Genomic DNA, 26,728 nt, shown 5'->3' with positions numbered 1-26,728 from the left:
GGGTGCGGGCGTCGCGGTTGATCTCGTTGGTGCTGCTGCTCCAGGCGCGGGAGACGATGACGGCGGCCGAGCTGGCGCGGGAGCTGGAGGTGTCCGAGCGGACGGTCTACCGGGACGTGCTGGCGCTCTCCGCCGCCGGGGTGCCGGTCTATGCCGACCGGGGGCGGGCCGGCGGCTACCGGTTGCTCGGCGGCTTCCGGACCCGGCTGACCGGGCTGACCCGCGACGAGGCGGAGGCGCTCTTCCTCGCCGGGCTGCCCGGACCGGCCGGCGAGATGGGGCTGGCCGACGCGGTGGCCGCCGCCGAGTTGAAGGTGCTGGCCGCGCTGCCGCCGAGCCTGCGGGACGCGTCGACGCGGACCGGGCAGCGGTTCCACCTCGACGTGCCGGGCTGGTTCCGGGAGTCGACACCGCCGCCGTGGCTGACCGGGCTGGCCGGGGCGGTCTGGCGGGACCGGGTGGTGCAACTGCGCTACCGGCGTGGCGAACGGGAGGTCACCCGCACGGTGCAGCCGTACGGGCTGGTGCTCAAGAGCGGGGTCTGGTATCTGGTGGGCCGGGTCGGCGCGGACATCCGGACGTACCGGGTGGACCGGGTGACGGGCGTCGAGGTGGGCGAGGAGACCTTCATCCGGGACGACGGCTTCGACCTCGGCGGGTACTGGCGGGAGCAGGCCGAGGCGTTCCTGCGGGGCATGCTGCGGGCCGAGGTCACCGTCCGGCTCAGCCCCGCCGGCCTGCGCACGCTCCGGCACGTGGCCGAGGCCCCCTTCGCGTACGAGGCGGCGGTGGCCGCCGCGGGCGAACCCGACGGGCAGGGCTGGGTGGTCACCCGGCTGCCCGTCGAGTCCGTCCCGGTGGCGTACGACGTGCTGCTCCGGCTGGGCCCGGAGGTGGAGGTGCTCGACCCGCCGGAGCTACGGGCCCGCTGCGCCGAGGCGGCCCGCCGCTCCGCCGCCCGGTACGCCGAACCGCCGGGGCCGCCCGAAGCGCCGGACCCGCCGGTGGACGGTCAGCGGTAGCCGGTGTCGTCGGCCGGCCGGCCCGGCTCGACGATCTCCGTGTAGTAGCGCGCCCAGTGCGGGCGGGTGCCGTCGAGGTCGGTGAAGCCGTACACCTGGGCGAGGCCGCCACTGTCGAGGGACCTGCCGTTCCAGCGGGCCCGGTCCGGGTCAGCGGCCAGCGCGGCGACCGCCCGCCCGACGAGGGCCGGCGTCTCGGACATGACGAAGTGCGGCTCCTTCGCCGCGCCGTCCCGCCAGTTCGCCTCGGTGACGCCGAAGTGCTCCAGCATCGCCTCGGAGCGCAGCCAGCCGGGGGTCAGCGCGACCGCCGTGCAGCCGTGCGGCTCCAGCTCGTGCGCCTGGGTGAAGGCGAGCCGGTTGACCGACACCTTGGCCAGGTCGTAGAAGACCGAGAGCCGGTAGTTGGCGTCGTTGTGCTCCCGGGTGCCGTCGCCGATCTCGACCACCAGCCCGCCGGGGTTGCGGATCAGCAGCGGCAGGGCGAAGTGGCTGGTGATGATGTGGGTGTCCACGGCCAGCCGCAGCGTACGGAAGCCCGCGTCGAGGGGCTGCTCCCAGACGGGCTTCTCCCAGGTGATCAGCGGGTCGGCGCCCCAGACGTCGTTGACCAGCACGTCGAGCCGGCTCTGCTCGGCGTCGATCCGGTCGACCAGGCGGCGTACCTGCTCAGGGTCCAGGTGGTCGACGGCGACGGCGATGCCGGTGCCGCCGGCGGCGGTGACCAGCTCGGCGGTCTCCTCGATGGTCTCGGGCCGGTCCAGCTCCGAGCGGCGGGCCCGGGTGCTGCGGCCGGTGGCGTAGACGGTGGCCCCGGCCGCGCCGAGCTGGACGGCGATCTGCCGGCCGGCACCCCGGGTCGCCCCGGCGACCAGCGCGATCTTTCCTGTCAGCGGTTGTGTCATGCACCGAGGCTGTCAGCGATACCTGACAGCCGAGGTCCGGATTCGCGGGCGACGTCAGTCGTTCAGGAAGGAGGAGATCCGCTGGCGCAGGTCGGCGCGGTCGGACCAGAGCACGCCCGGGCGGTCGTACACGTGCAGGGTGGCGTGCGGCAGCGCGGCGGCCAGCTCCTCGGCGACGGCCGCCGGGTGCAGGTCGTCGCCGGCGCAGCCGATCACCAACGCCGGGGCGGTGACCGCGGCGAGCGCGCCGGCGTCGCGCAGCGGCACCTGCTCGGGGAGGCTGGCCAGCCCGGGGGCGAGCCCGTCGCGCAGCAGCTGGTCCAACCGCTGCCGCAGGTACGCCCACCCGGCCGGGGTGTTCCGCACCGACGGCGGCAGCTCCATCGCGACCACGTCGGCGACGGCCGAGGCGTCCCCGCTCTCCACCGCGTCGAGCAGGTCGGTGAGCCGGGTGCGGGCCACCTCGCCGCGCGGCCGGTCGAGCACGGCCGGCAGGAAGAAGACCAGCTTCTCGAAGCGGTCGGGGCTCTCCACCAGCAGCCGGCAGAGCGCGCCGGCACCGAGGCTGGCGCCGAAGGCCCGGCTCGCGCCGCCGAGGTCGGCGACGGCCCGCAGGTCGCGGGCCAGGTCGAGGTAGCTCCACGGTCCGGGCGGGGAGTCGGAGCGCCCGTGCCCACGGAACTGGAAGAAGATCCGGCGGCCGGTGACCGCGCTGCCGAAGGGGCGGGTGGTGGCGATGCCGTTGCCGAGCCCGTGGGCGAACACCGTCACCGGGTCACCGGTGCCGGTGACCAGTCGTTCGAGGCACACCCCGTGCGGGGTGGTGATCAGCTCGGTCTCCGGCTCCGGCAGGGCGGGGCGACCGGTGCGGGGCCCGCCGGGGCCGGGGCCCCAGGTGCGGGGCCCGCCGTCCGGCGGCGGGGGCCAGCGGAAACCTCTCACCAGAAGCCTTTGCCGTCGTGCAGGTCGCGCAGGCCGACCCGGACGTCGAGCAGATAGATCAGGCCGGCCGCGATGCCGACCAGTCCGAAGAGGCTCAGCACCCCGCCGAAGCCGAAGAACGGCAGGGTCAGCACCAGGCAGACCGCCAGGATGGCGATCCAGCCGCCCTTGGGCAGGGTGCCGATCGCGGGGAACGCGTCGGAGCGCTGGGTGATCGCGTGCACCAGGGCGACGCCCTCAACGACCAGGGCGAAGACGAGCAGGAGCAGCTCGATCACGTAGCGGACTTCGAAGGCGAAGATCGGCGCGGCGTAGGCCATGCCGGCAAGCTTATGCCGACGGCCCCGGAAACGTCCCGTAGGACGCTTCCGGGGCCGTCGGTCCGGTTCGACTACTCGGCGGCCGGGCGGGTCCGCTTGGTGGCCTTCGGCAGCTTCGCCGACGGGGTGGCGGTGGCGGCCTTCGCCGCGGTGGCCTTGGTGGCCCGGGTCCGCGGGGTCTTCGCGGCGGCCGGCTTGGCCTCGACGATCTCGGCCACCTCGGCCGGGGTCGGCACCTCGGCCGGGGCGACGACGGGCTCCGCCGGCAGGGTCGCGACGGCCTCGGGGCTGGCGGCCTCGGTCGCCTCGATGTCCGCGTTCACCGTGTCGGCGGCCTCCAGCACGCCGGCGCCGACGACCCGCTCACCGCGGGCGACCAGCTCGGCGTACGCGGCCAGGGCCCGCGCCTGCGCGGCCTGGGCACCGGCCAGGGCGCGCTCCTGCGCGGCCTCGGCGGCGGCCAGCACGACGGCGGCGTTGCGGGTGGCGGCCTCGCGGAGCTTGTCCAGGTCGAGGTCGGCCGGGACGGCCTTCTCGCGCAGGCCGGTCGCGGTGACGTTGGCGGTCTTCAGCGTCTCGGTGGCCTTCTGGCGCAGCTCGAAGCCGTGGACGACGGCCTTGCCGCCGAGGTCGGCGACGACCTTGGTGCCGAGGTCGGTGACCACGGTGGGGAGCTTGCGCAGCTGCTGGAGGGCCAGCTCGCCGGCGCCGGCGGCGGCGTAGAACGGGGCCGGGATGCGGTTGGTCTTCGGCTGGGTCATCACTTCTCCTCTTCGGCCGCACCGGCGGCCTTGTTCTTGGGGGCGGCGGTGGTCGGGGCGGGGGCGGTGCCCGCCTCGGTGACGGCGACCGATTCGAGGACGGCCTCGGTCGGGGTGCCGTCCGGCGTCGTGGGGCCGGTCGCGGCGGGGGCGACGGTGGCCGGGGCCTCCGGGGCGGTGGCCGGCGCGGAGGCCGACGGGACCGGCTCGGTGGCGGCGGTCGCCTCGGCGAGCCGCGCGTTCTCCCGGCGGAACGTCTCGTAGATCTGGGTGAGCGACTGCTTCTGCGCCATGGTCAGCTCGGGGTCGACCGCGATGGCCGCGAGCACCCCCTGGCCTTCCTTGTCGTCCAGCAGGCCGGCCCGCAGGTACATCGCCGGGGTGGAGACCCGCAGCGCGCTGGCCAGCTGTTGGAGCACCTCGGCGCTGGGCTTGCGCAGGCCGCGCTCGATCTGGCTGAGGTACGGGTTGCTGACGCCGGCCTGCTCGGCGAGCTGCCGGAGCGAGATCTTCGCGTTGCGCCGCAGGTCGCGAATGAACCCGCCGACGTCGGGAAGGTCCTTGGAGGTGGCCATGACTCGACGGTATCCCGGCCCGCTAGCTGCTGCAAGCAAAACGCTAGCGGGAGTTAGCAAGGTCTCAGAAGGCCGTTGCGTACCCGCCGTCCGGTCCGTACCGTCCTGGCGTGGCCAAGATCGAAGTGAACGGTGCCCTGCTCGCGTATGACGAGGCCGGCAGCGGTTCGCCGGTGGTGCTGCTGCACGCCGGCATCGCCGACCGGCGGATGTGGCGCGCCCAGGTGCCCGCGCTCGCCACCCGGCACCGGGTGATCGCCCTCGACCTGCGCGGCTACGGCGACTCGGAACTGCCGCCCGCCGACTTCGCCCACCACGACGACGTGGTCGGGCTGCTGGACGCGCTCGGCATCGGGCGGGCCGCGCTGGTCGGCTGCTCCTTCGGGGGCAAGGTGGCGGTGGACACCGCACTGGCCCACCCGGACCGGGTGAGCGCGCTCGCGCTCCTCGGCAGCCCCGTCTCCGGCAACCAGTGGTCGGAGGAGACCGAGCAGCTCTGGGAGACCCTGGTCGGCGAGGTCGATCCCGAGGACTTCGCCGCCAGCGCCGCCGGTGAGGTGCGGTTCTGGGTGGTCGGCCCGCACCGCCGGCCGGAGGACGTGGACCCGGAGCTGATCCGGTTCGCCGAGGAGATGGACCGGCGGGCGCTCGCCGCCGAACTGGCGCTCAGCGCCGTCGAGGCCGGCGAACTCGACCCGCCGGCGATCGACCGGCTCGGCGAACTACGGATGCCGGTGCTGGCCACCGCCGGCGCGGCCGACGTGCCGGACATCGGTCGGCTCGCCGACCGGATCGCCGCCGAGGCGCCGCACGGGACCCGGCTGCCGGACGTCCCCGACGCCGGGCACCTGCTGCCGCTGGAGCGCCCCGAGCCGGTCAACGCCGCCCTGCTCGACTTCCTGCCCTGAGCGCAGGCCGCCCGCCGGCCGCCCGCGGCACCACCTCCGCCCGGCACCGCCCGCGCGTCGACCCGGACGGCCGTACGCCATCAGGAGCGATATGCCTCGGCGTCATATTCATGCCGCTGAGGCATATCGCCCGACCCGACCCCTCGTCGCACGGAGGTCACCTTCCGTGACCGCCGACAGGTCGGCCCCGCTGCGCCCCGGGTCCCCGGCCGGGCGGGTCACCAGACGGCGCGGACCGCGCCCACCGGGAGGCCGCCGCCGAGCTGCGGCACCTCGGCGTACTCGGTCAGGACGGGGGCGTCGACGCCGAGCCGGCGCAGCGCCGAGACCAGCACCGGCATCCGCGCGCGGACCGCGCCGTCGTCGATCTTGAGGGCGACGGCGCCGACGCCGGGGACCGCCGCCGCGAAGACACCCTCCGCGCCCACCTTGGCCAGCAACCCGGGTACGCCCCGCATCAGCCGGGTGTCGTCGGCCTGGGTGCCACCCACCAGCTCGGGGTACGCCCGCATCGCGTCGGCCACCCTCCGCTCCACGGTGCCGGGCTCCGCCTCGACCAGCCGCCGGAACGCCTCGGCCAGCCCGGTCAACGACACCGCGAGCACCGGCGCCCCGCAACCGTCGACGCCGACGGCCGCCGCCTCCTCGCCGGTGAACTCCTCGACCGCCGCCCGCAGCGCCTGCTGGAGCGGGTGCTCGGGCCGCCAGTACCGGTCCAGCGGCCAGCCGGCGGCCAGACAGGTCAGCAGCATGCCGCTGTGCTTGCCGGAGCAGTTCATCTGGATCCGGGTGGGACCGCCGCCCGCCCGCAGCACCGCAGTCCGGGCGTCCTCACCGAAGGGCAGGTCCGGCGGGCAGTGCAGGGCGGAGTCGTCCAGCCCGGCACCGCGCAGCAGCGCGGCGACCCGCTCCAGGTGGAACTCCTCGCCCGCGTGGCTCGCGGCGACCAGCGCGACGTCCGCCGGCTCGGTCAGCGTCAGCCCGGCCCGGAGCATGCCGATGGCCTGCATCGGCTTGCTGGCCGAACGCGGGAAGATCGGCGAGGTGACGTCCCCCGCCCCGGCCACCGTCGCGCCGGTCGCGTCGAGCACCACCACCGAACCGCGGTGGACGCCCTCCACGAACTCGGACCGGACCACCTCGGCGAGCGGCACGCCGCCCTCGTACGTCTTTCCCACGAGGTGGACGGTACCGACGCCTCGGGACCGGTCCGCAGCGGGGTGACCAGGCACGTCGACGTGCCGCGTACAGGGGTGGGCGGTGGGGGCGTCCTTACAGGCCGAGCAGCGTACGGGCCTCGGCGGTGGTCAGCGGCGGACGCTGCGCGAGCTGGGCGAAGCCGACCGCGCGGGCGACGAGCTGCATGTTGGACTCGACCGGCCGACCCTTGGCGTAGCTGACCGTGTCCTCCATGCCGACCCGCAGGTGGCCCCCGGCCGACAGCGACGCCAGCATCACCGGAATGGTGCTGCGCCCGATCCCGGTGGCCGAGAAGGTGGTGCCCTCGGGCAGGTCCCGCAGCATCTGGTGGGCGGCGACCAGGGTCCCGGTGGTGCCCGGCATGCCACCCGGTACGCCCATCACGAAGTCGACGTGCACGTGCCCGCCGTGCGGCAGGCCGTGCTTGCCGAGCAGGCGTTGCAGGGCGGTCAGGTGACCCAGGTCGAAGATCTCGTACTCGGGCACGATGCCCTTCTCCTGCATCCGGGTGTGCAGGTCGACGATGAACTCCCACCGGTTGAGGAAGACGTCGTCGCCGAAGTTGAGCGTGCCCATGGTGCAGGAGGCCATGTCCGGCGCGGCGTCCAGCACGGCCAGCCGGGCCGACTCGGGGTCGGTCACCGCGCCGCCGGAGGAGAGCTGCACGATCAGGTCGGTGCTGTCCCGCAGCGCCGCCACGGTCTCCCGCAGGCGGCCCTGGTCCAGGGTCGGCTTCGCCTCGTCGTCGCGGATGTGGACGTGGATCACGGCGGCGCCGAGCGCCTCGCACTCCTTGGCGGTCAGCAGCAGCTCGTCGAGGGTGACCGGCAGCGCCGGCACCTCCGCCTTGGCCGACTCCGCGCCGGTGGGGGCAACCGTGATCAACGTCCCTGTCGTCATGCCGGGGATCCTAACCGCCCGACCCGGCTCCGGTCGACGGCCGGAGCCGGGTCAGCACGTAAGAACAATTGGCCAGCGCGCCCGGAAACGGAAAACTTCCCGCCTTTCGGCTGTCAGTGCGGCATCCTTACGCCGGGTCGATGGCGGCGGCGGTCTCCCCGACCATCAGCCGGGCGTCGTCGGGGACGTTCCGCTTCAGCACCGCGAGGGCGACCTGGCCCAGCTCGTGGTGGTGCACGGCGGTGCCGACGAAGCCGACCGCCCGGCCGTCCAGGGTCACCGGCGTACCGGCGGTCGGGGGCTGGTCGGTGGTCACGCCGTCCAGGTGCAGCAGGACGAGACGACGCGGCGGCTTGCCCATGTTGTGCACCCGGGCCACCGTCTCCTGACCCCGGTAGCAGCCCTTGTCCAGGTGGACGGCCGGGGCGATCAGGCGGACCTCGGCGGGAATCGTCCGGTGGTCGGTGTCCACCCCCACCCGGGGCTGCCGGGCGGCCACCCGCACCGCCTCGTACGCCCACAGCCCGGCCACCGGCACCCCGGCACCCCGCAGCTCGTCCACCACCTGGGTCATCGCCGCCCGGGGCACCAGCAGGTCCACGCCCAGTGCCACCCGGCGGGCCCACCCGCCGATCGGCAGCGGCCGTACGTCGTACACGACGGTGGGCCGTGGTGGCAGCTCCCCGGCGCGGAACTTCGGACCCGGCACCGCGACCACGTCGGGCGCGGCGAGCCCGGTGACGCCGAGCGGGGCGAGCGCGTCGGCGGCCGCCGGCCCGACCAGCGACAGCAGCGCGTGGTCGGCGGTGACGTCGCGCGGCTCCACCTTGCTGAAGAACCGCATCCGCTCCAGGTAGGTCAGCAGGCCGGTGGCGGCCCCCGGCTCGGTGTCCAGCCAGGTGGTCGCGCCGTCCTCGGCGACCATCGCGTGCTGCTCGACGTGCCCGTGCGGGGAGAGCACCAGCAGTTCGGTGCCCTGGCCGGCGCTCAACGCGGCGAGGTGCTGGCTGGTCAGGGTGTGCAGCCAGGAGATCCGTTCCTCGCCGGGCACCGCCAGCACGCCCCGGTGCGACCGGTCCACCAGGCCGACCGCGGTGGAGAGGGTGCGCTGCTCCCGCATCGGGTCGCCGTAGTGGGCGGCCACGCCCCGCACCCCGGCCGCCCGGTGGGCCGGCTCGGGCTGGTCCCGGGTCTCCTCGTCGATCGCCTCGGCGGCCACCGCTCCCGCGATGTCGATCATTTCTGTTCCCCGTCCTCGCAGTGGCCGCAGACGCCGAAGAGCGCCACGTGCCCGATGTCGACCCGAAATCCGCGCTGGGTGGCCAACTGGTCGGCGAGCGGGCGGAGCAGCTCGGGATCGATCTCGTCGATCGCGCCGCACTCCCGGCAGACCAGGTGGACGTGCTGGTGCTCGCCGGCCGCGTGATAGGTCGGCGAACCGTGCGACAGGTGGGTGTGGGTCACCAGGCCGAGCCGTTCCAACAGCTCCAGGGTGCGGTAGATGGTGGTGATGTTGACCCCGGCGGCGACCTCGCGGACCGCCGTGTGCACCTGCTCCGGCGTGGCGTGCCCCAGCTCCAGCACCGCCTGGAGGACCAACTGCCGCTGCGCCGTCAGCCGCAGCCCACGGGAGCGGAGCAGTTCCGCCAGGGAGGATTCGGACACCGTCCGATCATAGTTCGGGCCGCCGCGCCGGTCCGGGCACCGATGGCGTACGCCACTAGGCTCGACGGTCGTGATGGCAGCGCGGGTGGCGGTGCTCGGCCGAGGTGTCGTACCGGCCGGGGAGGCGGTGCTGCGCGGCGACGACCGGGGCGCGCTGCACGGCGACGGCCTCTTCGAGACCCTGCACCTGCGCGCCGGCCGACCCTGGCTGCTCGACGCCCACCTGGCCCGGCTCCGGGCCGGCGCGGCGGCCCTGGAGCTGCCGCTGCCCCCCGACGGCGTGCTGGTCGAGTTGCTGGACACGGTCCGGTCGGGCTGGCCGGCCGAGGTGGAGGGGGCGCTGCGGCTGGTCTGCACCCGGGGACCGGAGGGCGGCGGACTGCCGACGGTCTGGGCCACCCTCGCCGAGGTGCCGGCGGCGTCCCGGCGGGCCCGCCGGGACGGGGTGACCGTGGCGACCCTGCCCCTCGGGGTGTCGGCCGAGGTCCGCGCCGGGCTGGACTGGCTGCCGACCGGCGCCAAGTCCACGTCGTACGCGGTGAGCACCGCCGCCCGCCGCTGGGCGACCCGCAACGGCGTGGACGACGTGCTCTGGCTCTCCACCGAGGGCTACGTGCTGGAGGGGCCCAGCGCGAACGTGGTCTGGCTCTCCGGCGGAACGCTCTGCACGGTGCCGCCCACCGCCACCGGCGTCCTGCCCGGCACCACCGCCCGCTGGCTCCTCGACCACGCGCCCGAGCTGGGCCTCACCGCGGCGGAACGGATGGTCACCCCGGCGGAGCTGACCACCGCCGACGGCGCCTGGCTGACCTCGTCCGTCCGCGGCCTGACCGAGATCCGCACCCTCGACACCACCCCCCTGCCGAGTTCCGACCACACCCCCACCCTCCTCACCCTCCTCGGCTTCCCCGTCCCCGCCCCCGCCCCGACGACGACGAGTTGATCAAGAAGTTTGCGTCAGATTTGGTCTCGTCGCTGACGCAAACTTCTTGATCAACGCCGCAGTGGGGTGCGGGTGGGGTGGGGTGGGGTGGGGGTGGGGGTCAGCCGGCTACGCGGGTTAGGCGGGCGGAGAGGTGGGGGCTGAGGGGGTGGCCCACGGCGGCCATCTCCTGGGCGTAGAGGAGGGCGCCCTCGACGATGCCGAAGAGGCGGGCACCGGCGGTGACCTCCTTGGCGGTGGCCGTCCGGACGACCGCGTCGGTGGCGAACTCGATCTGGGTGCCCTTGCGCTTGCCGATGTGCAGCTCCATCACGCCGGTCGGCACGGTCATCAGGGCCTCGATCTCGTCGGTGACCCGGTCGCCGTCCATGACCGGACGCCACCAGCCGACCTCACGACCGGCCGGGCGCACCGGCCGGCTCTGCTCGTCCAGGATCCAGGCCCGCGACTCGTAGAACAGGAACGGCCGGCCGTCGTGGCTGATCCGGATCTCCTGCGCGAAGTCGAAGTCCTCGATGCTCGGGAAGCCGCCCCGCCCGCGCCCCCGCCACACCCCGATGTACGGCAGCAGGCCGTCCAGGCTCGGGTGCAGCTTCGGGCCGACGCGCAGGTCGTGGCTCTCCTCGTACGGGTACTCCTCGACCGGAGGCGCGTTCAGCCACGGCGGCTGAAGCGGGTTGTCGCTCACCATCTACCCCTTGAGATGCGTACGGCCAGATAGACCAGGCCACCGGCGAGCGCGCCCAGGCCGGCGACCAGCAGGCTGACGAACCCGATCTCGGTAACCATCCCGGCCATCCTATGCTGGGCCCCATGGCCCGCTCTCTCGTCGTCAAGGTCACCGCCGGCGCCGACGCCCCCGAGCGGTGCGCCCAGGCGTTCACCGTGGCGGCGACCGCCGCCGCGGCCGGCGTGGACGTGTCGCTCTGGCTGACCGGTGAGTCGACCTGGTTCGCGCTCCCCGGCCGGGCGCAGGAGTTCGACCTGCCGCACTCCGCGCCGCTGCCCGAGCTGCTGCACGTCATCCTGACGACCGGCCGGGTGACGGCGTGCACCCAGTGCGCCGCCCGGCGGGACATCGGGCCGGACGACGTGATCCCGGGGGTACGGATCGCCGGCGCCGCCGTCTTCGTCGAGGAGGCGATGACCGAGGGCGCACAGGCCCTGGTCTACTGACGCCCACCCGCCCGGCCTGTCCTTTTCGGGCGGTGTGCGGATACTGACCCCACATGTCGGCCCACTGCCTACGATTCGGATGTGGGCGAGGCGATCGAGCAGTTCTTCGCGGCACTGCCGACGAGTGCCCAGGCGGTGGTCCGCGGCCCGGTCAGCGGGACCCTCCAGATCAACCTGACCACCGACAACCGTACCGAGCACTGGCTCGTCGAGCTGGGTCCCGGGTCGGCCCGGGTCAGCCGGGGGCCGGGCGAGGCCGACGCCACCTGGTACGGCAGCCACGACCTCTTCGAGCGGCTGATCTCCGGCCGCGACGACGGCATGGCGGCGATGATCCGCAACGAGAGCACCTTCACCGGGAAGGTGTCGCTCTTCCTGGCCTTCCGGCGCTTCTTCCCCGCCCCACCCGGCACCCGGGATCCCCGGGAGACCGCGCGCGAAGAGGTCGGACGGCCGTCATGAAGGAACGGGTCAGCATCCTCGACGGCAACACCTTCCTGGTCTGCGACCGGCGCGGCGACATCGAGCCGTCCTTCGACTTCCCCACCGGGCTCTTCTCCTTCGACACCCGGTTCCTCTCCACCTGGCTGCTCACCCTCAACGGGCAGCGGCTGCACACCCTCTCCATCGACGACGCCGAGTCGTACCGGACCCGGTTCTTCCTGGTCCCCGGCGAACCGACGCACTACCTCGACGCCAAGGTGTCGGTGATCCGCAGCCGCTCGATCGGCGGCAGCTTCGCCGAGGAGCTGACCGTGCTCAACCACTCGGAGCAGGAGGTCGGCTTCACGCTCCGGCTCGACATGGCCGCCGACTTCGCCGACCTCTTCGAGATCAAGCACCAGCGACAGAAGAAGGGCCGCTCCGTCCCCACGGTCCGCGACGGCGAGCTGCGGATCGGCTACCAGCGGGAGGCGTTCCACCGGGAGGTGGTGGTCAGCACCTCCGCCCCGGGCGACATCGACGAGCAGGGCATGACCTTCCGGATCCGGGTCGCCCCGCACGGTGAGTGGACCACCCGGCTGCACGTGGCCACGGTCATCTACGGCGCCCGGGGCGAGGACATCCGGGCCACCCTGCCGCTCGGCGGGCACCGCTCGGCCGGTGCGATCCACGCCGAGCAGGACGAGCTGCTGAACCGGGCGCCGCAGCTCGGGTGCGACTGCCAGCCGCTGGCCGGCGCGTACCGGCGCAGCCTCAACGACCTGGCGGCACTCCGGTACGAGTCGATCACGCTGGGCGTACGGCTGCTCGCCGCCGGCCTGCCCTGGTTCATGACCCTCTTCGGCCGGGACAGCATCTTCACCTCGTTGCAGGTCCTCCCTTTCCTGCCCGAGTTGATCTCGCCAACCATCCTGATGCTGGCCGGCCTCCAGGGCAGCCGGCTGGACGACTTCCGGGACGAGGAGCCCGGCAAGATCCTGCACGAACTCCGGTACGGCGAGACCGCCGGTTTCGAGGAGCAGCCGCACTCCCCGTACTACGGCTCGGCGGACACCTCGCCCCTCTTCGTCGTCCTCCTCGACGAGTACGAGCGGTGGACCGGCGACGCCACCATGGTCCGGCAACTGGAGTTCCAGGCCCGGGGGGCGCTGGACTGGATCGACAGCTACGGCGACCTGCTCGGCACCGGTTACGTCTGGTACCGGACCCGAAATCCCGAGACCGGCCTGCAGAACCAGTGCTGGAAGGACTCCTGGGACTCCATCTCCTACCGCGACGGCCGGCTGCCCGGGTTCCCCCGCGCCACCTGCGAACTCCAGGGGTACGCCTACGACGCCAAGCTGCGCGGCGCCCGGCTGGCCCGGACGTTCTGGAACGACCCCGCGTACGCCGACCGGCTGGAACGGGAGGCCGCCGCGCTGAAGGAGCGGTTCAACCGCGACTTCTGGATCCCGGACCGGGAGTACTACGCGCTGGCGCTGGACCCGGAGGGAAAGCAGGTGGACGCCCTCTCCTCCAACATCGGGCACCTGCTGTGGAGCGGGATCGTCGACGACTCCCGGGCCGGGCGGATCGCCGAACACCTGCTCGGTCCCCGGCTCTTCTCCGGCTGGGGAGTGCGGACCCTCGCCGACGACGAGGGGCGGTACAACCCGATCGGCTACCACGTCGGCACGGTCTGGCCGTTCGACAACTCGATCATCGCCTGGGGCCTGTGGAAGTACGGGTTCCGGGAGGAGGCCGGCCGGATCTGCGAGGCGATCCTCGACGCGTCCCGGTACTTCGACGGCCGGCTCCCGGAGGCGTTCGCCGGCTACGAGCGCGACCTGACCGACTATCCGGTGCAGTACCCGACGGCGTGCAGCCCGCAGGCCTGGTCGGCAGGCACCCCGCTGCTGCTGCTGCGGGTGATGCTCGGCCTCGAACCGCAGGGCGAACACCTGATCATCGACCCGGCCGTGCCCGACGGGATGGGTCGGGTGGAACTGCTCGACATCCCCGGCCGCTGGGGCCGGGTGGACGCCCTCGGCCGCAGCCGTACCCCGCACGACCACCGCGACAAGCACTGACGGCGGGGCGGCGGGATCAGGCGTCGCAGCCGGTGGTGACGGTGACCCGGATCCGGTCGTCGACCCGTTCGGCGACGACGGAGGTGCCGGCGGCGCGCCACGCGTACACCTCGGGGGTGGCCCGAACTCCGACGGCGCCGCCGCGGGCCGCCGCCAGCGCGTCCGCCAGGGAGGGTCGGTCCGCGGCCGGGGCCGACTCGGCGCGGGCCGTGCGGGCGGTCGCGCCCCCCGGGCAGGCCGCGGCGACGTGGTCCACCTGGCCCGCCGGTCCACCCCAGGCCCGCAGCAGCGCGGTGGCCTGGTCCGTCTCCGGCCCCCCACCGCCGGCGAGGGGGCGGTAGCCGTCGCCGACCGGGCGGCACCCGGTCGCGGCGGTGAACCGGACCCGGTCGGCGCCGGTGGCGTGCCCCTCCACCGCGACGAACTCGCCGGCGTCGGCCCGCAGCACCGGCCCGTCGCCGGTGGTCTCCACCCCGGCCCGCCAGCTCGCCGGCAGCCGGTCGGCCACCCGCTGGAGCAGCCCGCGCGCGTCGTCGCCGGGGAGCAGCACCTCCACCCCACGGGTCAGCGCGGCGCCGTCCTCCATCGGGGTGATCCGGCAGCCGGTGCGCAGGACGTCCGGCAGGAGCCGCGCCGCGCCGCCGTCGCCGGCCGCCGCCAGCAGCTCGCCCACCGCCCGGTCGGTCACCGGCCCGGCCTCGGCCAGGCTGCGCTGCTCCCGCACGGTCGGCGGGTCGTCGCGGATGGAGAACCAGGTCAGCACGGCGAGCAGCACCGCCCAGAGCACGGTCGCGGCAACCAGCCAGCGCACCCATCGCCGGCCGGACGTCGGCTGGTCGGGACCGGTCGGCGGGGCGTATCCCGCCTGGACAGCACCACTCACCGGGCCATCGTGTCACGCTGCGGCACCCCGCCACCGCCGGCCCGGGGACGTCGGGTGGGCCGCCGACGGCCGGGGGCCGGTCACCCGACGTACGGGTGACCGGCCCCCGGGCCGAACGGAGCGTGGGTCAGGCGGCGACGGTGACGCTCACCTCGTTGATCCCCCGGGCTGCGGTGACGGCGGTGTCGCCGTTGCCGTGCCGGGAGAGCGCCCGCAGGGTCCAGTTGCCCGGCGCGGCGAAGAACCGGAACTGGCCGGCCGGGGAGGTCACCACCTCGGCGGTGAACTCACCGGTGCCGTCGAGCAGCCGGACGTACGCGCCCGGCACGACCTCGCCGGACTCGGCCTGCACGACGCCGGTGATCACGGTTTCCTTCTCCAGGTCCAGGCTGGCCGGCAGCGGGGCGGCCTGGTCGGGCGCGGCGCACCCGGCAGCGGTAGGAGCAGTCATCTCAGGCCTCCCCGGGCTCGTCGCCGAGCGCGACCGGCACGCCGACCAGCGAGCCGTACTCGGTCCAGGATCCGTCGTAGTTCTTCACGTTCCGGTGGCCGAGCAGCTCCTGGAGCACGAACCAGGTGTGCGAGGAGCGCTCGCCGATCCGGCAGTACGCGATGGTCTCCTTGCCGTCGTCCAGGCCGGCCGCGGCGTAGATCTTGCGCAGCTCGTCGTCGGACTTGAAGGTGCCGTCCTCGTTGGCCGCCTTCGACCACGGGACGCTGATCGCGGTGGGCACGTGGCCGGCGCGCTGGGCCTGCTCCTGCGGCAGGTGGGCCGGGGCGAGCAGCCGACCGGCGTACTCGTCGGGGCTGCGCACGTCGACCAGGTTCTTGGTGCCGATCGCGTCCACGACCTCGTCGCGGAAGGCCCGGATCGAGGTGTCCGGCTCCTGCGCGACGTACTGCGTGGCCGGCCGGGACACCTTGTCGGTGACCAGCGGGCGGGCGTCCAGCTCCCACTTCTTGCGGCCGCCGTCGAGGAGCTTGACGTCACCGTGGCCGTAGAGCTTGAAGTACCAGTACGCGTACGCGGCGAACCAGTTGTTGTTGCCGCCGTAGAGGATCACGGTGTCGTCGTTGGCGATGCCGCGCTCGGAGAGCAGCGCCTCGAACTGGGACTTGTTGACGAAGTCCCGGCGGATCGGGTCCTGGAGGTCGGTCCGCCAGTCGAGCTTGATCGCGCCGGCGATGTGGCCGGTGTCGTAGGCCGAGGTGTCCTCGTCGACCTCGACGAAGACGACGCCCGGGGCGTCGATGTTCTTCTCGGCCCACTCGGCCGAGACGAGCGCGGTGTCGCGACTCATCAGATCACTCCCTGCTGAGGATGGATGGTGAGCCAGCGCGCGTAGATCGATGGACGTGAGCGTCGCACCACGCGCCGGACCCATAGTAGGAACGGATCACGGGTTCGTGCGACGGCGCCGCTGCCGGGCGTTGGAAGAGAGCACGGGAGGATACGCGGACCCTGCGTGCTGGTGGCTGCTAGGCAGCCGAGGACAGCCCCGCCGTCAGATGACGGGGCGACACAGGCAGGCGGCCACGCGGCACAGGTCGACCGCGCGCCGTTTGGTGAGGAGCGTCCCCATGAGCAGGGAGCTTACCAGCCGAGCCGTGCGACGCCAGTGCGCCGACCAGCATCCGGGATCCGTCGGCGGACACCGCGACGGCCCGACCGGACCGGTCGGGCCGTCGCACGCGTCGCGGTCAGCCGACCGAGTTGATGGGTACGTCCCGCGCGTCGGCGGTGACCGTCAGCCCTTCCGGCTTCGGCTCCACCTTGCGGACGTTGAGCTGGAACGGCAGCTTCGGCAGGGGCACGTCGATCGAGATGCCCTTGGCGTAGTTGGTCAGCACCTGACGGGCCAGCGGCAGGTTGGGCAGCCCCTCGGCGGTCAGGTCGTTGAAGCGCAGCGCCACCTTGCCGTTGTTGACGGTCACCTCGGCGATGCCGTTGACGGTCAGCTTCACGCCCAGCACGTCCACCGGCGCGGTGACGACCAGCTTGCCGCCCCGCTCGCCCAGGGTGAGCCCCGGCCGGTCCAGCAGCTTGGCCAGGCTGTCGTAGGTGATGGTGCCGACCCCGTCCACCCGTTCGGCGACCACGTCGCCCTGACCGGAGCGGAGCGTGTCCAGCGACGCCCGGACGTTGCGGGCGTCCACGTCGAGCCGGGGCACGCTGACCGCCTGGCCCTGCACCGGACCCTGCACGTCGGTCAGCACGATGGAGATGTGCTGGTATTTCCCGGCGAGGACCTGGGTGAGGAAGGGGAAGCCGCTGACCTGGACCTTCGGCGCCGAGGACTGCGCGTTCTGCTTGGCGACCTCCTGCTTCACCTGGTCGGCGATGGTCCGCTCGGCCACCCCGGCGGCCACCCGGTCGGCGACGACCAGCAGACCGGCCAGGACCAGCAGCAGGACGACGAAGGTGACGAGCACCTTCCGTCCGCGTCGCCGGGGACGTTCCTCGTACGCCGGGTAGGCCTCTGCCACCACGCCTCCTGTCTCCGCTGCCGGTGCCGCGTCGCGGCGGATCGTTGGTACCCGATGACGCCGCTGATCAACCGCGCCCTCAGAGGAAGAGCACGCACATGGCGTACGCGGCGGGCGCGGCGAGCGCGAAGCCGCCCAGCGGGCCCTGCATGTGCCGGGCCACCCACATGGTGGGCGGTTCACCGGCCATCAGCCGACCCGCCTCGGCATAGCCGACGGCCAGGTCGGCGAGGACCGCCGTGGCCGCGGTGACCAGACCGATCAGCGCGCCGCTGGTCGGGGTGAAGCCGACCAGGTAGCTGCCGAGGACCGCGCTGGCCAGCGTGCCGAGCATGGCCCCGACGACCACGCCGGCCGCACCCCGGGGCACCTGCGGGGCGAGCCGGGGCCACGGCGCGACGGCGTCGGTGAGCCGGGCCACGGTGAGCGCGACGCCCGTCGCGGTGAGGCAGATCGTGATCGCCTGGGTGCCCTTCGGCACCCGGCTGAGCACGATCAGGGTGGCGAACGCGACCACGCCGACGACGAGCAGCAGGGTGCTGCCGAGGGAGTCGGTGACCCGGACCCGGTCGACCCGGCGGACGAGCTGGCCGAGCACGGCGGCGAGGAGGCCCCCGGCGGCCACGTAGCCGAGCGGCGCGAGGCCGGCGATGTCGGACTGCACGGCGGCGGTGTCCGCCGCGGCCGCGGCCCCGGCACTGATCAGGGCGACGAGCAGCAGCGCGGGCGGCCGGATGGCCATCGTCCAGGCGAGCACGAAGAGCAGCTGCACGCCGAAGATGATGAACGCGAAGGGCAGCCGGTGCCCCGGACCGGCGGTCTGCGCGCCGAGCACCAGGCCGACGCCGAGCAGCGCGGCGAAGCCGGCGATGGTGAGCGCCAGCGGGCGGTGCACCTCGACCGGCTCCACCTCCTCCTCGACGTCGTCGTCGGGCTCGTCGTCGGGCCGGCGGGCGGGTCCGCCCCGGCGGAGCCGGCGTGGCCCGCCCCGCTCGCTCCGCTCCCCGCCGTCGTCGGCGGCCGGGCCGGTGCGTGGGCCCGGCGGGCGGCCGTGGGTGGGTCCGGCCGGCGCCGGACGGGCGTCGTCGGCCCAGGGGTCGCGGCCGGTCTCGGGCGAGGTGGAGGGAAACACGCCCCGATCGTGCCAGACCGGGCCGCTCCGGCGGAGGTCACGGTTTCGGCAACGTTAAAACCTGCGGAGCGATCACGGGCAGATGGGGCAAACAGGAAAGGACGCGAAGGTCGTGGTCAGGCGATCGGTTAGGCTCAAGCCGTTACCCGCCCGTCAGCGACGCCGGGACCCACGCAAGTTCTCAGCGCCGCCCCTCGTGGGCGTGCCGCTGGTCGCGCGCGGCCACAGGCCGCCGGGACGGAGGTGATCGTGTGGAGCTCCTGCTGCTGGTGACCGCACGCGCAGGCGAACCATCGGCGGTGCTGCCGGCACTCGACCTGCTGCCGCACTCGGTCCGCACCGCGCCCCGCGACGTCCGCACGCTGGTCTCGGGCCCGAGTCCCGACGCCGTGCTGGTGGACGCCCGGTCCGAGCTGAGCGAGGCGCGGGCCACCTGTCGGATGCTGCACGCCACCGGGCTCGGCGTGCCGCTGGTCGCGGTGGTCACCGAGGCCGGCCTGATCGCGCTCAACGCCGACTGGGGCGTGGACGACGTCATCCTGGCGGGTGCCGGTCCGGCCGAGGTGGAGGCGCGGCTGCGGCTCGCGGTGGGTCGGCTGAGCAACGCGACGGCCGGGGCCGGTGGCTCGATCCGGGCCGGCGAGCTGACCATCGACCCCGACACGTACGCGGCGAAGCTCAAGGGCCGTCCGCTCGACCTCACCTACAAGGAGTTCGAGCTGCTGAAGTTCCTGGCCCAGCACCCCGGCCGGGTCTTCACCCGGGACCAGTTGCTGCGCGAGGTCTGGGGCTACGACTACTTCGGCGGCACCCGCACCGTCGACGTGCACGTGCGGCGGCTGCGGGCCAAGCTCGGCTCGGAGTACGAGTCGATGATCGGCACCGTGCGCCAGGTCGGCTACAAGTTCGTCGTCCCGCCGTCGCGGTCACTGCCGGAGTCGGAGCACGCCCCCCTCCCGGTCTGACCGACTTTCCCCAATTCCAGGGCAACTTCCCTATCCGCCCTATTTGAGTATTTTGCCGCCCCTATCCTGACTGTCGGGACTGTCAGGAGACGAGGGGGCGACGGTGCGTGCGGTGACCACGGGGGCGACGACGGGGCCGCGGCACGGCCCACCCGGGCGGGACGACTGATGTCCCGCACGACAGTCCGGGCCGTCGGCCTCCTCACCCTGGTGGTGGCCGCCCTGCTGGGGTCGGCGTACGCGCTCGGCCGGAGCGTGGTGCCCGAGCAGCCACGCCGGAACACCGCGTCGACGGCGAGCGCCAACGGCCCGCACTTCGCCGACCAGCCCCCCGGCACGGACGACTCCCCCGCGCCGGTCACCGACGCGTCGCCCTCCCCGGTGCCGGACCAGCGGGACGACGGCGAGGGCCCGTACGGCGCCCGGATCCACACCGGCTCCGACCGGGTGGCGCTCACCTTCGACGACGGGCCCGACCCGCAGTACACGCCGCAGGTGCTCGACCTGCTCCGGTCCTACGGCGTCAAGGCCACCTTCTGCGTGGTGGGCGAGAACGCGCAGAACCACCCGGAACTGATCGAGGCGATCGTGGCCGAGGGGCACACCCTCTGCAACCACTCCTGGAACCACGACACCACCCTCGGCAAGCGCTCGCCCGACGCGATCCGGGCCGACCTGCTCCGCACCAACGACGCCATCCGGGCCGCCGCCCCGAACGCCCGGATCGCCTGGTTCCGGCAGCCCGGCGGGGAGTGGACGTATCCGGTGGTGTCGATCTGCACCGAGCTGGGGCTGACGCCGCTGCACTGGTCGGTGGACCCGTCGGACTGGCAGGCGCCCGGCGCCGCGAAGGTCACCTCGGCGGTGCTGGGCGACACCGGGCCGGGTTCCATCGTGCTGATGCACGACGCCGGCGGGGACCGACGGGGCACCGTCGAGGCGCTGCACCGGATCCTGCCGGAGCTGATCAGCCGGTACCAACTGGAGGCCCTGCCCACCGACCCGACGTGACGCGCGTCGCCCCGGAGAGGGTCCGCGCCGAGCCTGCGGAGTCACCCCCCGGGCCGTTACGGTGACGGCATGAGCAGCACCGAGCCGACCGCAGACCGGGTCGCCCGCGCCGACCGGCTGGCGCCCGTCGAGGTCGCCGAGGTGCTGGCGCTGGCCCGTACGGCCGGGGACGCCGACGGCGCCGACCCGCTCGACGAGCACGTGCTGCTGCGCCTGCGGGACCCGGAGGCGCCCGCGGTGCACCTCACCGCCCGCGCGGTGGACGGCACCTTGACCGGTTACGCGCACCTGGACACCACCGACGCCACCGGGATCGGGGTCGAGCTGGTGGTGCATCCGGCGTACCGGCGGCGCGGCACCGGTCGGGCGCTGGCACGGGGGGTGCTCGCCGCGGCCGGCGGCCCGCTGCGCGCCTGGGCGCACGGCGACCACCCCTCCGCCGCGGCGCTCGCCGTCGACCTGGGCTTCGAGCGGGCCCGGGTGCTGTGGCAGCTGCGCCGGCCGCTGACCACCGCACTGCCGGGGCTGCGCCTGCCCGACGGGGTCGAGCTGCGGGCGTTCCGCCCGGGTGAGGACGACGAGGCCTGGCTGGCGCTCAACAACGCCGCCTTCGCCACACACCCCGAGCAGGGTCGCTGGACCCTCGCCGACCTGCGGGTACGCCTCGCCGAGCCGTGGTTCGACCCGGCCGGCTTCCTGCTCGCCGTCGAGTCGGCGACCGGCCGGCTGCGCGGCTTCCACTGGACGAAGGTGCACGAGCGTCCGGGCTCGGCCCGGATCGGCGAGGTCTATGTGCTGGGGGTGGACCCGGCGGCGCACGGCGGCGGGCTCGGCCGGGCGCTCACCACGGCGGGTCTGGCCCATCTGCGGGACCGGCGTGGGCTGGACCGGGTGATGCTCTACGTGGACGAGTCGAACACCGGTGCGGTGGCCCTCTACGAGCGGCTCGGCTTCGCCCGCTGGTGCGGCCACGTCAACTACCGGCTGGGCTGAACGGGCCAGCGGCCGTCCCGTCGGGCGGTCACGGGTGCGTCACGCGGTGGACTCGGCCGGATAACGGCTGCCCGGAAATTTCGTACTAATAGCGATAGCAGGCGGCGAGTTCACGAAACGGACAACCGCTCCTCAGCCAACGGCCACCGCCTCGGGCGCACCTGTTCATCTTCCGTTCACTTGTGACCGGCGAACCGTCTACCTGGCACTTCTAGCTTTCACATCAGCCGGTCAGCCCGGCACCCGGGCCTCCATCCGGGCGACCTGACCAAAGATGTGAAGGGAAACCCCTCAGGTGAAGCTCCAGCGGCACGGCGCCATTGCCTGCCTCGCCCTTACCGCGGTGCTCGGTCTCAGCGCTTGCGGCTCGGACAACAACGAGTCGTCCGCCGCCTCCCCCTCCGGCTCGGCCGCCGCGGCCGACTGCGCCAAGGGCACGCTGAACGCGCAGGGCTCCTCCGCCCAGAAGAACGCCATGGCCGAGTGGATCAAGGCGTACCAGCAGAAGTGCGCCGGCAGCACCATCAACTACGAGCCGTCCGGCTCGGGCGCGGGCATCCAGGCCTTCATCGCGGGCACCGCCGACTTCGCCGGCTCGGACTCGGCCCTCAAGCCGGAGGAGCAGCCGCAGGCCGACGCCAAGTGCTCGGGCGGCAAGGCCATCCACCTGCCGATGGTGATCGGCCCGATCGCGGTCGCCTACAACGTCAGCGGCGTGGACAACCTCCAGCTCAGCCCGACCACGCTGGCCAAGATCTTCGCCGGCAAGGTCACCAAGTGGGACGACGCGGCGATCAAGGCCGACAACCCGGACGCCAAGCTCCCGGCGACCACCATCCAGACGGTGCACCGGTCGGACGAGTCCGGCACCACCGACAACTTCACCAAGTACCTGTCGAAGACCGCCGACGCGGACTGGACCTTCGCCAACGCCAAGGCGTGGAAGGCCCCGGGCGGCACCGGCGCCAAGGGCTCGGACGGCGTGGCCAGCTCGGTCAAGGGCGCGGACGGCTCGATCGGCTACATGGAGCTGTCGTTCGCCGAGAACGCCGGGCTGAAGAAGGCCAAGATCAAGAACGGCGCCGGTGAGTACACCGAGCTGACCGGCGAGGCGGCCGGCAAGACCATCGCCGGGGCCAAGGTCGAGGGCCAGGGCGACGACCTCAAGATGTCGATCGACTACAAGACCACCGAGGCCGGGGCGTACCCGATCGTCCTGGTGACCTACGAGATCGTCTGCAGCAAGGGCCTCGCGGCCGACAAGCTGCCGCTGGTCAAGGGCCTGCTCGGGCACGCCGCCAGCAGCGAGGGCCAGGCCGAGCTGAGCGAGCTGGGCTACGCCCCGCTGCCCGACTCGGTCCGCACCAAGGTCGAGGCCGCGGTCAAGAACCTCTCCTGACCGTTCCGAGCTACACCACTCCTCAATTCGAAGCGAGCGAGCAGATGGGTGAAACCCCTCCCGGCTCGGCGCACGCCGGCACCGGCGGGACCCGCGTGGCCTCAGGTCACGAGTGGCCCGCCGGTGCCTCGGCGCGTGTGGCCGAGACCTCTGTCAGCACCCGTACCCCTGACGGGAACGGGTTGGGCGGCGGCGGCGCGACCCTGCCCCGGGCCCGGGCGTTCGGCGCGGAACGGGCGTTCCGCGGTCTCACCCTGGCCGCCGGCACCGCCGTGCTGGTCGTCATCGCGGCGATCGCCGTCTTCCTGATCGCCAAGGCGGTGCCGGCGCTGCGCGCGGACACCGAGAACTTCTGGACCTACGAGGGCTGGTCCCCCAACCAGACCGAACCGAAGTTCGGCATCGGCACGCTCGCCTTCGGCACCGTGCTCAGCTCCGCGCTGGCGCTGCTCATCGCGGTGCCGGTGGCCCTGGGCATCGCGCTGTACCTGTCCCACTACGCCCCCCGCCGGCTGGGCACCGCCCTCGGCTTCCTGATCGACCTGCTGGCCGCCGTGCCCAGCGTCGTCTTCGGCCTCTGGGGCCGGGACGTCTTCATCAACCCGGTACGGGACTTCTCCGTCTGGCTGAACGAGTACTTCGGCTGGCTGCCGGTCTTCGGTGGCGACGGTCCGTTCGGCAAGTCGGTCATGCTGGGCTCGCTGGTGCTGGCGATCATGGTGCTGCCGATCATCACGTCGCTCTCCCGCGAGGTGTTCCTGCAGACCCCGACCGCCAACGAGGAGGCCGCCCTCGCCCTGGGCGCCACCCGCTGGGAGATGCTCCGCACGGCGGTGCTGCCGTACGGCCGCCCGGGCATCATCGCCGCGGTGATGCTCGGCCTGGGTCGCGCCCTCGGCGAGACCATCGCGCTGGCGATGACCCTCGGCATCACCTTCGGCATCTCGTTCAACCTGATCCAGAACGGCGGCAACACCATCGCCGCGAACATCGCCAACGCGTTCGGCGAGGCGAACGAGACCGGTCGGGGCGCCCTGATCGCCTCCGGCCTGGTGCTCTTCACCATCACGCTGATCGTCAACATCACGGCGCGCGTGATCATCCATCGCCGCCGGGAGTTCACGGAGTCGGCCGCATGACCACCACCGTCGCCAACCACCGCACCCGACCGCCGGCCCAGCCGGCCAGCCTGCGCGCCCGGCGACTGCCGCGGTACGCCGCTCCCGCGATCGCCCTGGTGGCGCTCCTGGTCGCCGCCGGGATCGTCTACGGCGCCGGCATCGGCGGCCCGGTCCTGGTCGTGGTCATCGGCGCACTGCTGTATCTGGCCGGCCTCTTCGTCGCCGCGAACGCGGTGGAGGGGCGCCGGTCGGCACGCGACCGCACCTGGAGCGCGCTGATCCACTCCGCCTTCGTGCTGGCGGTGCTGCCGCTGGCCTCCGTGGTGTGGACGCTGGTCAGCAAGGGCGCCGAACGCCTGGACGGCAACTTCTTCGGCACCTCGATGAACAACATCGGTGCCCGGGACGCCAACGGCGGCGCGTACCACGCCATCATCGGCACCCTGGAGCAGGTCGGGATCGCCGCCCTGATCACGGTCCCGCTCGGCATCCTCTGCGCCATCTACGTCGTCGAGTACGGGCGTGGCCGGTTCGCCTTCGCCATCCGGTTCTTCGTCGACGTGATGACGGGCATCCCGTCGATCGTCTCCGGCCTCTTCGTCCTGGCGTTCTGGGTGCTCGTGGTCTCCCCGACGTTCAACGACGGACGGCCGAGCTTCTCCGGCTTCGCCGCCGCGCTCGCGCTGAGCGTGCTGATGCTGCCGACCGTGGTCCGCTCCACCGAGGAGATGCTCCGGCTCGTCCCGCCGCCGCTGCGTGAGGGCGCGTACGCCCTCGGCGTGCCGAAGTGGAAGACCATCCTGCGGGTGGTGCTGCCGACCGCGCTGCCCGGCATCGTCACCGGCGTCATGCTCGCCATCGCGCGGGCCGCCGGCGAGACCGCCCCGGTGCTGCTCGTGGCCGGCGGCGGCGCCGCGATCAACTTCAACCCGTTCGAGAACAACCAGTCGTCGCTGGCCCTCTTCGTCTACCAGCAGGCCGGCGACGCCTCGAAGTACTCGCCGGCACGGGCCTGGACCGCGGCGCTGACCCTGGTCGCCCTCGTGCTCGTCCTGACCATCGCCGCGAAGTTGCTGGCCCGGCGCAACCGGCTCGGCCGATGAACCCCGGAGGTACCACCACCATGGCCAAGCGCGTCTCCGCCACGAACGTCACCGCCTACTACGGCGCATTCAAGGCGATCGAGAACATCAACCTGACCGTCGAACCGAAGACGGTCACCGCCCTGATCGGCCCCTCGGGGTGCGGCAAGTCGACCTTCCTGCGGTCGATCAACCGGATGCACGAGGTGCTGCCGGGCGCCCGGGTCGAGGGCAGCCTGACCATCGACGACCAGGACATCTACGACCGGGACGTGGACGTGACCGCGGTCCGCCGGACCATCGGCATGGTCTTCCAGCGCCCCAACCCCTTCCCCACCATGTCGATCTTCGACAACGTGGTGGCCGGCCTCAAGCTCAACGGGGTCCGGAAGAAGTCGATCCTGGAGGAGGCGGCCGAGAAGGCGCTCCGCTCGGCGAACCTCTGGGACGAGGTGAAGGACCGCCTCGGCAAGCCCGGTGCCGGCCTCTCGGGCGGTCAGCAGCAGCGACTCTGCATCGCCCGGACCATCGCGGTCGAGCCGCAGGTCGTGCTGATGGACGAGCCCTGCTCGGCGCTCGACCCGATCTCCACGCTGGCCATCGAGGACCTGATGTTCCAGCTCAAGGACAAGTTCACCATCATCATCGTCACGCACAACATGCAGCAGGCCGCCCGCGTCTCGGACCGGACCGCCTTCTTCTCCATCGAGAAGACCGGCGACCCCGGCCGCCTCATCGAGTACGACAACACCCAGAAGATCTTCAGCAACCCCAGCGTCAAGAAGACCGAGGACTACATCACCGGCCGCTTCGGCTGACCTGCACCCCGCCCCCGAGTGGCGCACTTTCACGGAAAGAGTGGCCGTCCCACGCCGGATGGCCACTCTTTCCGTGAATGAGGGGCCGCACCGTAGGAGGGGCCGCACCGTACGAGGGGCCGCACCGCGACGCGATGGGGTGGGGTGGGGGTCAGTCGACGATGAAGCGGGGGTGGCCCTCGGGGGACACGTCCAGGCGGGGGGTGATCGGGGTGACGGCGTCGCGGGTGGCGGAGGCCCGGGCCACCCCGGGCAGGGTGCCGGCGGCGGCGATCTCGGTCAGGGTGACCAGGGTGGGCGGCAGCATCCGCAGCTCCCCCGCCTCCGCCCGGGCCAGGGCGTCCGCGGGGCGGATCCACATGGTGTGGTCGGCCTCGCCGGAGACGTCCCGGGTCCGCTGCCCCTCGGGCAGCAGGGCCACGAAGAAGTACGTGTCGAAGCGGCGCGGCTCGAAGTCGGGGGTGATCCAGCGGCTCCACGGCAGCAGCAGGTCGGAGCGGAGCGTGAGTCGCCGCCCGGCCAGCAGGTCGGCGAAGCCCACCCGGTGCCCCTCCAGGTCCTGCCGGGCCGCCTCCCAGTCGTCCCCGCTGACGTCGCCCACCACGGTCCCGGCGTCCGGACCGGCCAGCAGCACGCCGGCCTCCTCGAAGACCTCCCGGGCGGCGGCGCAGACCACCGCGCGGGCGTCGTCCGGCGCCAGCCCGAGCCGGTCGCCCCAGGTGTCCGGCGCCGGACCGGCCCAGTCGAGGTGCGCCTGGGAGTCGGACGGGTCCACGCCGCCACCGGGGAACGCGTAGATGCCGCCGAAGGCCATCGCGGCGACCCGGCGGATCACGTACACCTCGAAGTCGTCACCGGCCGGGCGGAGCAGCAGCACCGTGGCGGCGACCCGGGGGGTGGCCGGGGTGGTGCCCGCGGCGTGGAACCGGCGGGCGTGCTCCACCATGGCGGGGGGTGCGGCGAAGCGGTGGGTGGTCATCCCGCGAGCCTAGTTCCCGACCGGTGGA

The 26,728-nt window shown here is 73.2% G+C and carries 31 protein-coding genes; 13 read left to right on the top strand and 18 right to left on the bottom strand.

Features of this window, described 5'->3' with window-relative positions; translation table 11 throughout:
- Positions 1-2 precede the first annotated feature (2 nt).
- Positions 3-1,022, top strand: coding sequence for a helix-turn-helix transcriptional regulator (locus ABUL08_RS26560; protein ID WP_458329388.1), 1,020 nt, complete (start codon positions 3-5; stop codon positions 1,020-1,022).
- On the opposite strand, the gene ABUL08_RS26555 is transcribed toward ABUL08_RS26560, so the two are convergent.
- The 5 genes from ABUL08_RS26555 to ABUL08_RS26535 all read right to left on the bottom strand — a co-directional run bounded on the left by ABUL08_RS26555 (position 1,013) and on the right by ABUL08_RS26535 (position 4,525).
- Entirely contained in the window at positions 1,013-1,927 is a 915-nt protein-coding gene (locus ABUL08_RS26555; protein WP_350932750.1) for an SDR family oxidoreductase, read from the bottom strand. The two genes, ABUL08_RS26560 and ABUL08_RS26555, sit on opposite strands and share 10 nt — an antisense overlap.
- 54 nt (positions 1,928-1,981) lie before the next feature.
- Positions 1,982-2,869: an alpha/beta fold hydrolase gene (locus tag ABUL08_RS26550; RefSeq protein ID WP_350932749.1), complete on the bottom strand. Its 888-nt coding sequence runs from the start codon at positions 2,867-2,869 to the stop codon at positions 1,982-1,984.
- Positions 2,866-3,189, bottom strand: a complete 324-nt coding sequence (locus ABUL08_RS26545) for a DUF2516 family protein (RefSeq protein ID WP_350932747.1) — start codon at positions 3,187-3,189, stop codon at positions 2,866-2,868. The genes ABUL08_RS26550 and ABUL08_RS26545 overlap by 4 nt, the downstream gene beginning before the upstream one ends.
- 71 nt (positions 3,190-3,260) lie before the next feature.
- On the bottom strand, positions 3,261-3,953 hold the full coding sequence (locus ABUL08_RS26540; RefSeq protein ID WP_350932746.1) for a hypothetical protein: 693 nt from the start codon (positions 3,951-3,953) through the stop codon (positions 3,261-3,263).
- Positions 3,950-4,525, bottom strand: a complete 576-nt coding sequence (locus ABUL08_RS26535; RefSeq protein ID WP_350932745.1) for a helix-turn-helix domain-containing protein — start codon at positions 4,523-4,525, stop codon at positions 3,950-3,952. Before ABUL08_RS26535 ends, ABUL08_RS26540 begins: the two co-directional genes overlap by 4 nt.
- Positions 4,526-4,635: 110 nt before the next feature.
- On the opposite strand from ABUL08_RS26535, the gene ABUL08_RS26530 reads away from it, so the two are divergent.
- Entirely contained in the window at positions 4,636-5,433 is a 798-nt protein-coding gene (locus tag ABUL08_RS26530; protein WP_350932744.1) for an alpha/beta fold hydrolase, read from the top strand.
- A 218-nt stretch (positions 5,434-5,651) separates the two neighbouring features.
- Here the strand turns inward: ABUL08_RS26530 and ABUL08_RS26525 are convergent, their stop codons facing one another.
- The 4 genes from ABUL08_RS26525 to ABUL08_RS26510 all read right to left on the bottom strand — a co-directional run bounded on the left by ABUL08_RS26525 (position 5,652) and on the right by ABUL08_RS26510 (position 9,198).
- Positions 5,652-6,611: an asparaginase gene (locus ABUL08_RS26525; protein ID WP_350932742.1), complete on the bottom strand. Its 960-nt coding sequence runs from the start codon at positions 6,609-6,611 to the stop codon at positions 5,652-5,654.
- A gap of 94 nt (positions 6,612-6,705) precedes the next feature.
- Positions 6,706-7,533 (bottom strand): beta-keto acid cleavage family enzyme, encoded by an 828-nt coding sequence (locus ABUL08_RS26520; protein ID WP_350932741.1) that lies wholly within the window; start codon positions 7,531-7,533, stop codon positions 6,706-6,708.
- A gap of 127 nt (positions 7,534-7,660) precedes the next feature.
- Entirely contained in the window at positions 7,661-8,773 is a 1,113-nt protein-coding gene (gene ygfZ, locus ABUL08_RS26515) for a CAF17-like 4Fe-4S cluster assembly/insertion protein YgfZ (RefSeq protein WP_350932740.1), read from the bottom strand.
- Complete coding sequence (locus tag ABUL08_RS26510; RefSeq protein WP_350932737.1) at positions 8,770-9,198, bottom strand: Fur family transcriptional regulator; 429 nt, start codon at positions 9,196-9,198, stop codon at positions 8,770-8,772. The genes ygfZ and ABUL08_RS26510 overlap by 4 nt, the downstream gene beginning before the upstream one ends.
- A 70-nt stretch (positions 9,199-9,268) precedes the next feature.
- On the opposite strand from ABUL08_RS26510, the gene ABUL08_RS26505 reads away from it, so the two are divergent.
- Positions 9,269-10,141, top strand: coding sequence for an aminotransferase class IV (locus tag ABUL08_RS26505; RefSeq protein ID WP_350932736.1), 873 nt, complete (start codon positions 9,269-9,271; stop codon positions 10,139-10,141).
- A 100-nt stretch (positions 10,142-10,241) separates the two neighbouring features.
- On the opposite strand, the gene ABUL08_RS26500 is transcribed toward ABUL08_RS26505, so the two are convergent.
- Both ABUL08_RS26500 and mtfM read right to left on the bottom strand, forming a co-directional pair.
- Complete coding sequence (locus ABUL08_RS26500; protein WP_350932735.1) at positions 10,242-10,832, bottom strand: heme-binding beta-barrel domain-containing protein; 591 nt, start codon at positions 10,830-10,832, stop codon at positions 10,242-10,244.
- Entirely contained in the window at positions 10,826-10,930 is a 105-nt protein-coding gene (gene mtfM / locus ABUL08_RS26495; protein ID WP_267897534.1) for a small membrane protein MtfM, read from the bottom strand. The genes ABUL08_RS26500 and mtfM overlap by 7 nt, the downstream gene beginning before the upstream one ends.
- 12 nt (positions 10,931-10,942) lie before the next feature.
- Here mtfM and ABUL08_RS26490 point away from each other — a divergent pair, with 12 nt between their 5' ends.
- The 3 genes from ABUL08_RS26490 to ABUL08_RS26480 all read left to right on the top strand — a co-directional run bounded on the left by ABUL08_RS26490 (position 10,943) and on the right by ABUL08_RS26480 (position 13,830).
- The gene (locus ABUL08_RS26490) at positions 10,943-11,317 is read left to right on the top strand and encodes a DsrE family protein (protein ID WP_350932733.1); all 375 of its coding nucleotides are present in this window, start codon (positions 10,943-10,945) and stop codon (positions 11,315-11,317) included.
- 81 nt (positions 11,318-11,398) lie between these two features.
- Complete coding sequence (locus tag ABUL08_RS26485) at positions 11,399-11,779, top strand: SCP2 sterol-binding domain-containing protein (protein ID WP_350932732.1); 381 nt, start codon at positions 11,399-11,401, stop codon at positions 11,777-11,779.
- Positions 11,776-13,830, top strand: a complete 2,055-nt coding sequence (locus tag ABUL08_RS26480) for an amylo-alpha-1,6-glucosidase (RefSeq protein WP_350932731.1) — start codon at positions 11,776-11,778, stop codon at positions 13,828-13,830. The genes ABUL08_RS26485 and ABUL08_RS26480 overlap by 4 nt, the downstream gene beginning before the upstream one ends.
- A gap of 16 nt (positions 13,831-13,846) precedes the next feature.
- Here ABUL08_RS26480 and ABUL08_RS26475 read toward each other — a convergent pair whose 3' ends face one another.
- The 6 genes from ABUL08_RS26475 to ABUL08_RS26450 form a co-directional block, all read right to left on the bottom strand.
- Positions 13,847-14,713: a hypothetical protein gene (locus ABUL08_RS26475; protein ID WP_350932729.1), complete on the bottom strand. Its 867-nt coding sequence runs from the start codon at positions 14,711-14,713 to the stop codon at positions 13,847-13,849.
- 127 nt (positions 14,714-14,840) lie between these two features.
- Positions 14,841-15,164: a DUF1416 domain-containing protein gene (locus tag ABUL08_RS26470; RefSeq protein ID WP_350932728.1), complete on the bottom strand. Its 324-nt coding sequence runs from the start codon at positions 15,162-15,164 to the stop codon at positions 14,841-14,843.
- A gap of 1 nt (position 15,165) precedes the next feature.
- Positions 15,166-16,014: a sulfurtransferase gene (locus ABUL08_RS26465; RefSeq protein ID WP_242794668.1), complete on the bottom strand. Its 849-nt coding sequence runs from the start codon at positions 16,012-16,014 to the stop codon at positions 15,166-15,168.
- A gap of 204 nt (positions 16,015-16,218) precedes the next feature.
- Positions 16,219-16,296 (bottom strand): Ms5788A family Cys-rich leader peptide, encoded by a 78-nt coding sequence (locus ABUL08_RS26460; RefSeq protein WP_334619740.1) that lies wholly within the window; start codon positions 16,294-16,296, stop codon positions 16,219-16,221.
- Positions 16,297-16,414: 118 nt separating this feature from the next.
- On the bottom strand, positions 16,415-17,203 hold the full coding sequence (locus ABUL08_RS26455) for an LmeA family phospholipid-binding protein (RefSeq protein WP_377521841.1): 789 nt from the start codon (positions 17,201-17,203) through the stop codon (positions 16,415-16,417).
- 76 nt (positions 17,204-17,279) lie between these two features.
- A complete protein-coding gene (locus tag ABUL08_RS26450) occupies positions 17,280-18,332 on the bottom strand; it encodes a hypothetical protein (RefSeq protein ID WP_350932726.1) in 1,053 nt (350 codons plus the stop codon).
- Positions 18,333-18,583: 251 nt separating this feature from the next.
- Between ABUL08_RS26450 and ABUL08_RS26445 the strand changes: the two genes are divergently transcribed.
- From ABUL08_RS26445 to pstB, 7 genes are all read left to right on the top strand, one after another.
- Positions 18,584-19,297 (top strand): winged helix-turn-helix transcriptional regulator, encoded by a 714-nt coding sequence (locus ABUL08_RS26445; protein WP_350932725.1) that lies wholly within the window; start codon positions 18,584-18,586, stop codon positions 19,295-19,297.
- 168 nt (positions 19,298-19,465) lie between these two features.
- Entirely contained in the window at positions 19,466-20,308 is an 843-nt protein-coding gene (locus tag ABUL08_RS26440) for a polysaccharide deacetylase family protein (RefSeq protein ID WP_350932723.1), read from the top strand.
- A 69-nt stretch (positions 20,309-20,377) separates the two neighbouring features.
- The gene (mshD, locus tag ABUL08_RS26435; RefSeq protein WP_350932722.1) at positions 20,378-21,301 is read left to right on the top strand and encodes a mycothiol synthase; all 924 of its coding nucleotides are present in this window, start codon (positions 20,378-20,380) and stop codon (positions 21,299-21,301) included.
- A gap of 295 nt (positions 21,302-21,596) precedes the next feature.
- Positions 21,597-22,700 carry a phosphate ABC transporter substrate-binding protein PstS gene (gene pstS, locus ABUL08_RS26430; RefSeq protein ID WP_350932721.1) on the top strand — a complete coding sequence of 368 codons (1,104 nt, stop codon included), beginning with the start codon at positions 21,597-21,599 and terminating at the stop codon, positions 22,698-22,700.
- A 44-nt stretch (positions 22,701-22,744) separates the two neighbouring features.
- Positions 22,745-23,839: a phosphate ABC transporter permease subunit PstC gene (gene pstC / locus ABUL08_RS26425; RefSeq protein WP_350932720.1), complete on the top strand. Its 1,095-nt coding sequence runs from the start codon at positions 22,745-22,747 to the stop codon at positions 23,837-23,839.
- Complete coding sequence (pstA, locus tag ABUL08_RS26420; RefSeq protein WP_350932719.1) at positions 23,836-24,924, top strand: phosphate ABC transporter permease PstA; 1,089 nt, start codon at positions 23,836-23,838, stop codon at positions 24,922-24,924. The genes pstC and pstA overlap by 4 nt, the downstream gene beginning before the upstream one ends.
- Positions 24,925-24,944: 20 nt before the next feature.
- The gene (gene pstB / locus ABUL08_RS26415; RefSeq protein ID WP_350932718.1) at positions 24,945-25,721 is read left to right on the top strand and encodes a phosphate ABC transporter ATP-binding protein PstB; all 777 of its coding nucleotides are present in this window, start codon (positions 24,945-24,947) and stop codon (positions 25,719-25,721) included.
- Positions 25,722-25,872: 151 nt separating this feature from the next.
- On the opposite strand, the gene ABUL08_RS26410 is transcribed toward pstB, so the two are convergent.
- Positions 25,873-26,700, bottom strand: a complete 828-nt coding sequence (locus ABUL08_RS26410) for an NUDIX hydrolase (RefSeq protein WP_350932717.1) — start codon at positions 26,698-26,700, stop codon at positions 25,873-25,875.
- Positions 26,701-26,728 lie beyond the last annotated feature (28 nt).

The organism is Micromonospora sp. CCTCC AA 2012012, assembly GCF_040499845.1.
Lineage (GTDB): Bacteria > Actinomycetota > Actinomycetes > Mycobacteriales > Micromonosporaceae > Micromonospora > Micromonospora mangrovi.
This window is presented reverse-complemented; position numbering and strand designations above follow the sequence as displayed.

Excerpts from the sequence above, each read along its gene's own strand:
- ABUL08_RS26555 (WP_350932750.1), bottom strand. The coding sequence starts at position 1,927 with ATGACACAACCGCTGACAGGAAAGATCGCGCTGGTCGCCGGGGCGACC.
- ABUL08_RS26470 (WP_350932728.1), bottom strand. The coding sequence starts at position 15,164 with ATGACTGCTCCTACCGCTGCCGGGTGCGCCGCGCCCGACCAGGCCGCC.
- pstB (WP_350932718.1), top strand. The coding sequence starts at position 24,945 with ATGGCCAAGCGCGTCTCCGCCACGAACGTCACCGCCTACTACGGCGCA.
- mtfM (WP_267897534.1), bottom strand. The coding sequence starts at position 10,930 with ATGGTTACCGAGATCGGGTTCGTCAGCCTGCTGGTCGCCGGCCTGGGC.
- ABUL08_RS26520 (WP_350932741.1), bottom strand. The coding sequence starts at position 7,533 with ATGACGACAGGGACGTTGATCACGGTTGCCCCCACCGGCGCGGAGTCG.
- ABUL08_RS26535 (WP_350932745.1), bottom strand. The coding sequence starts at position 4,525 with ATGGCCACCTCCAAGGACCTTCCCGACGTCGGCGGGTTCATTCGCGAC.
- ABUL08_RS26500 (WP_350932735.1), bottom strand. The coding sequence starts at position 10,832 with ATGGTGAGCGACAACCCGCTTCAGCCGCCGTGGCTGAACGCGCCTCCG.
- ABUL08_RS26410 (WP_350932717.1), bottom strand. The coding sequence starts at position 26,700 with ATGACCACCCACCGCTTCGCCGCACCCCCCGCCATGGTGGAGCACGCC.
- pstC (WP_350932720.1), top strand. The coding sequence starts at position 22,745 with ATGGGTGAAACCCCTCCCGGCTCGGCGCACGCCGGCACCGGCGGGACC.
- pstA (WP_350932719.1), top strand. The coding sequence starts at position 23,836 with ATGACCACCACCGTCGCCAACCACCGCACCCGACCGCCGGCCCAGCCG.
- ABUL08_RS26465 (WP_242794668.1), bottom strand. The coding sequence starts at position 16,014 with ATGAGTCGCGACACCGCGCTCGTCTCGGCCGAGTGGGCCGAGAAGAAC.
- ABUL08_RS26545 (WP_350932747.1), bottom strand. The coding sequence starts at position 3,189 with ATGGCCTACGCCGCGCCGATCTTCGCCTTCGAAGTCCGCTACGTGATC.
- mshD (WP_350932722.1), top strand. The coding sequence starts at position 20,378 with ATGAGCAGCACCGAGCCGACCGCAGACCGGGTCGCCCGCGCCGACCGG.
- ABUL08_RS26490 (WP_350932733.1), top strand. The coding sequence starts at position 10,943 with ATGCTGGGCCCCATGGCCCGCTCTCTCGTCGTCAAGGTCACCGCCGGC.
- ABUL08_RS26460 (WP_334619740.1), bottom strand. The coding sequence starts at position 16,296 with ATGGGGACGCTCCTCACCAAACGGCGCGCGGTCGACCTGTGCCGCGTG.
- ABUL08_RS26440 (WP_350932723.1), top strand. The coding sequence starts at position 19,466 with ATGTCCCGCACGACAGTCCGGGCCGTCGGCCTCCTCACCCTGGTGGTG.
- ygfZ (WP_350932740.1), bottom strand. The coding sequence starts at position 8,773 with ATGATCGACATCGCGGGAGCGGTGGCCGCCGAGGCGATCGACGAGGAG.
- ABUL08_RS26480 (WP_350932731.1), top strand. The coding sequence starts at position 11,776 with ATGAAGGAACGGGTCAGCATCCTCGACGGCAACACCTTCCTGGTCTGC.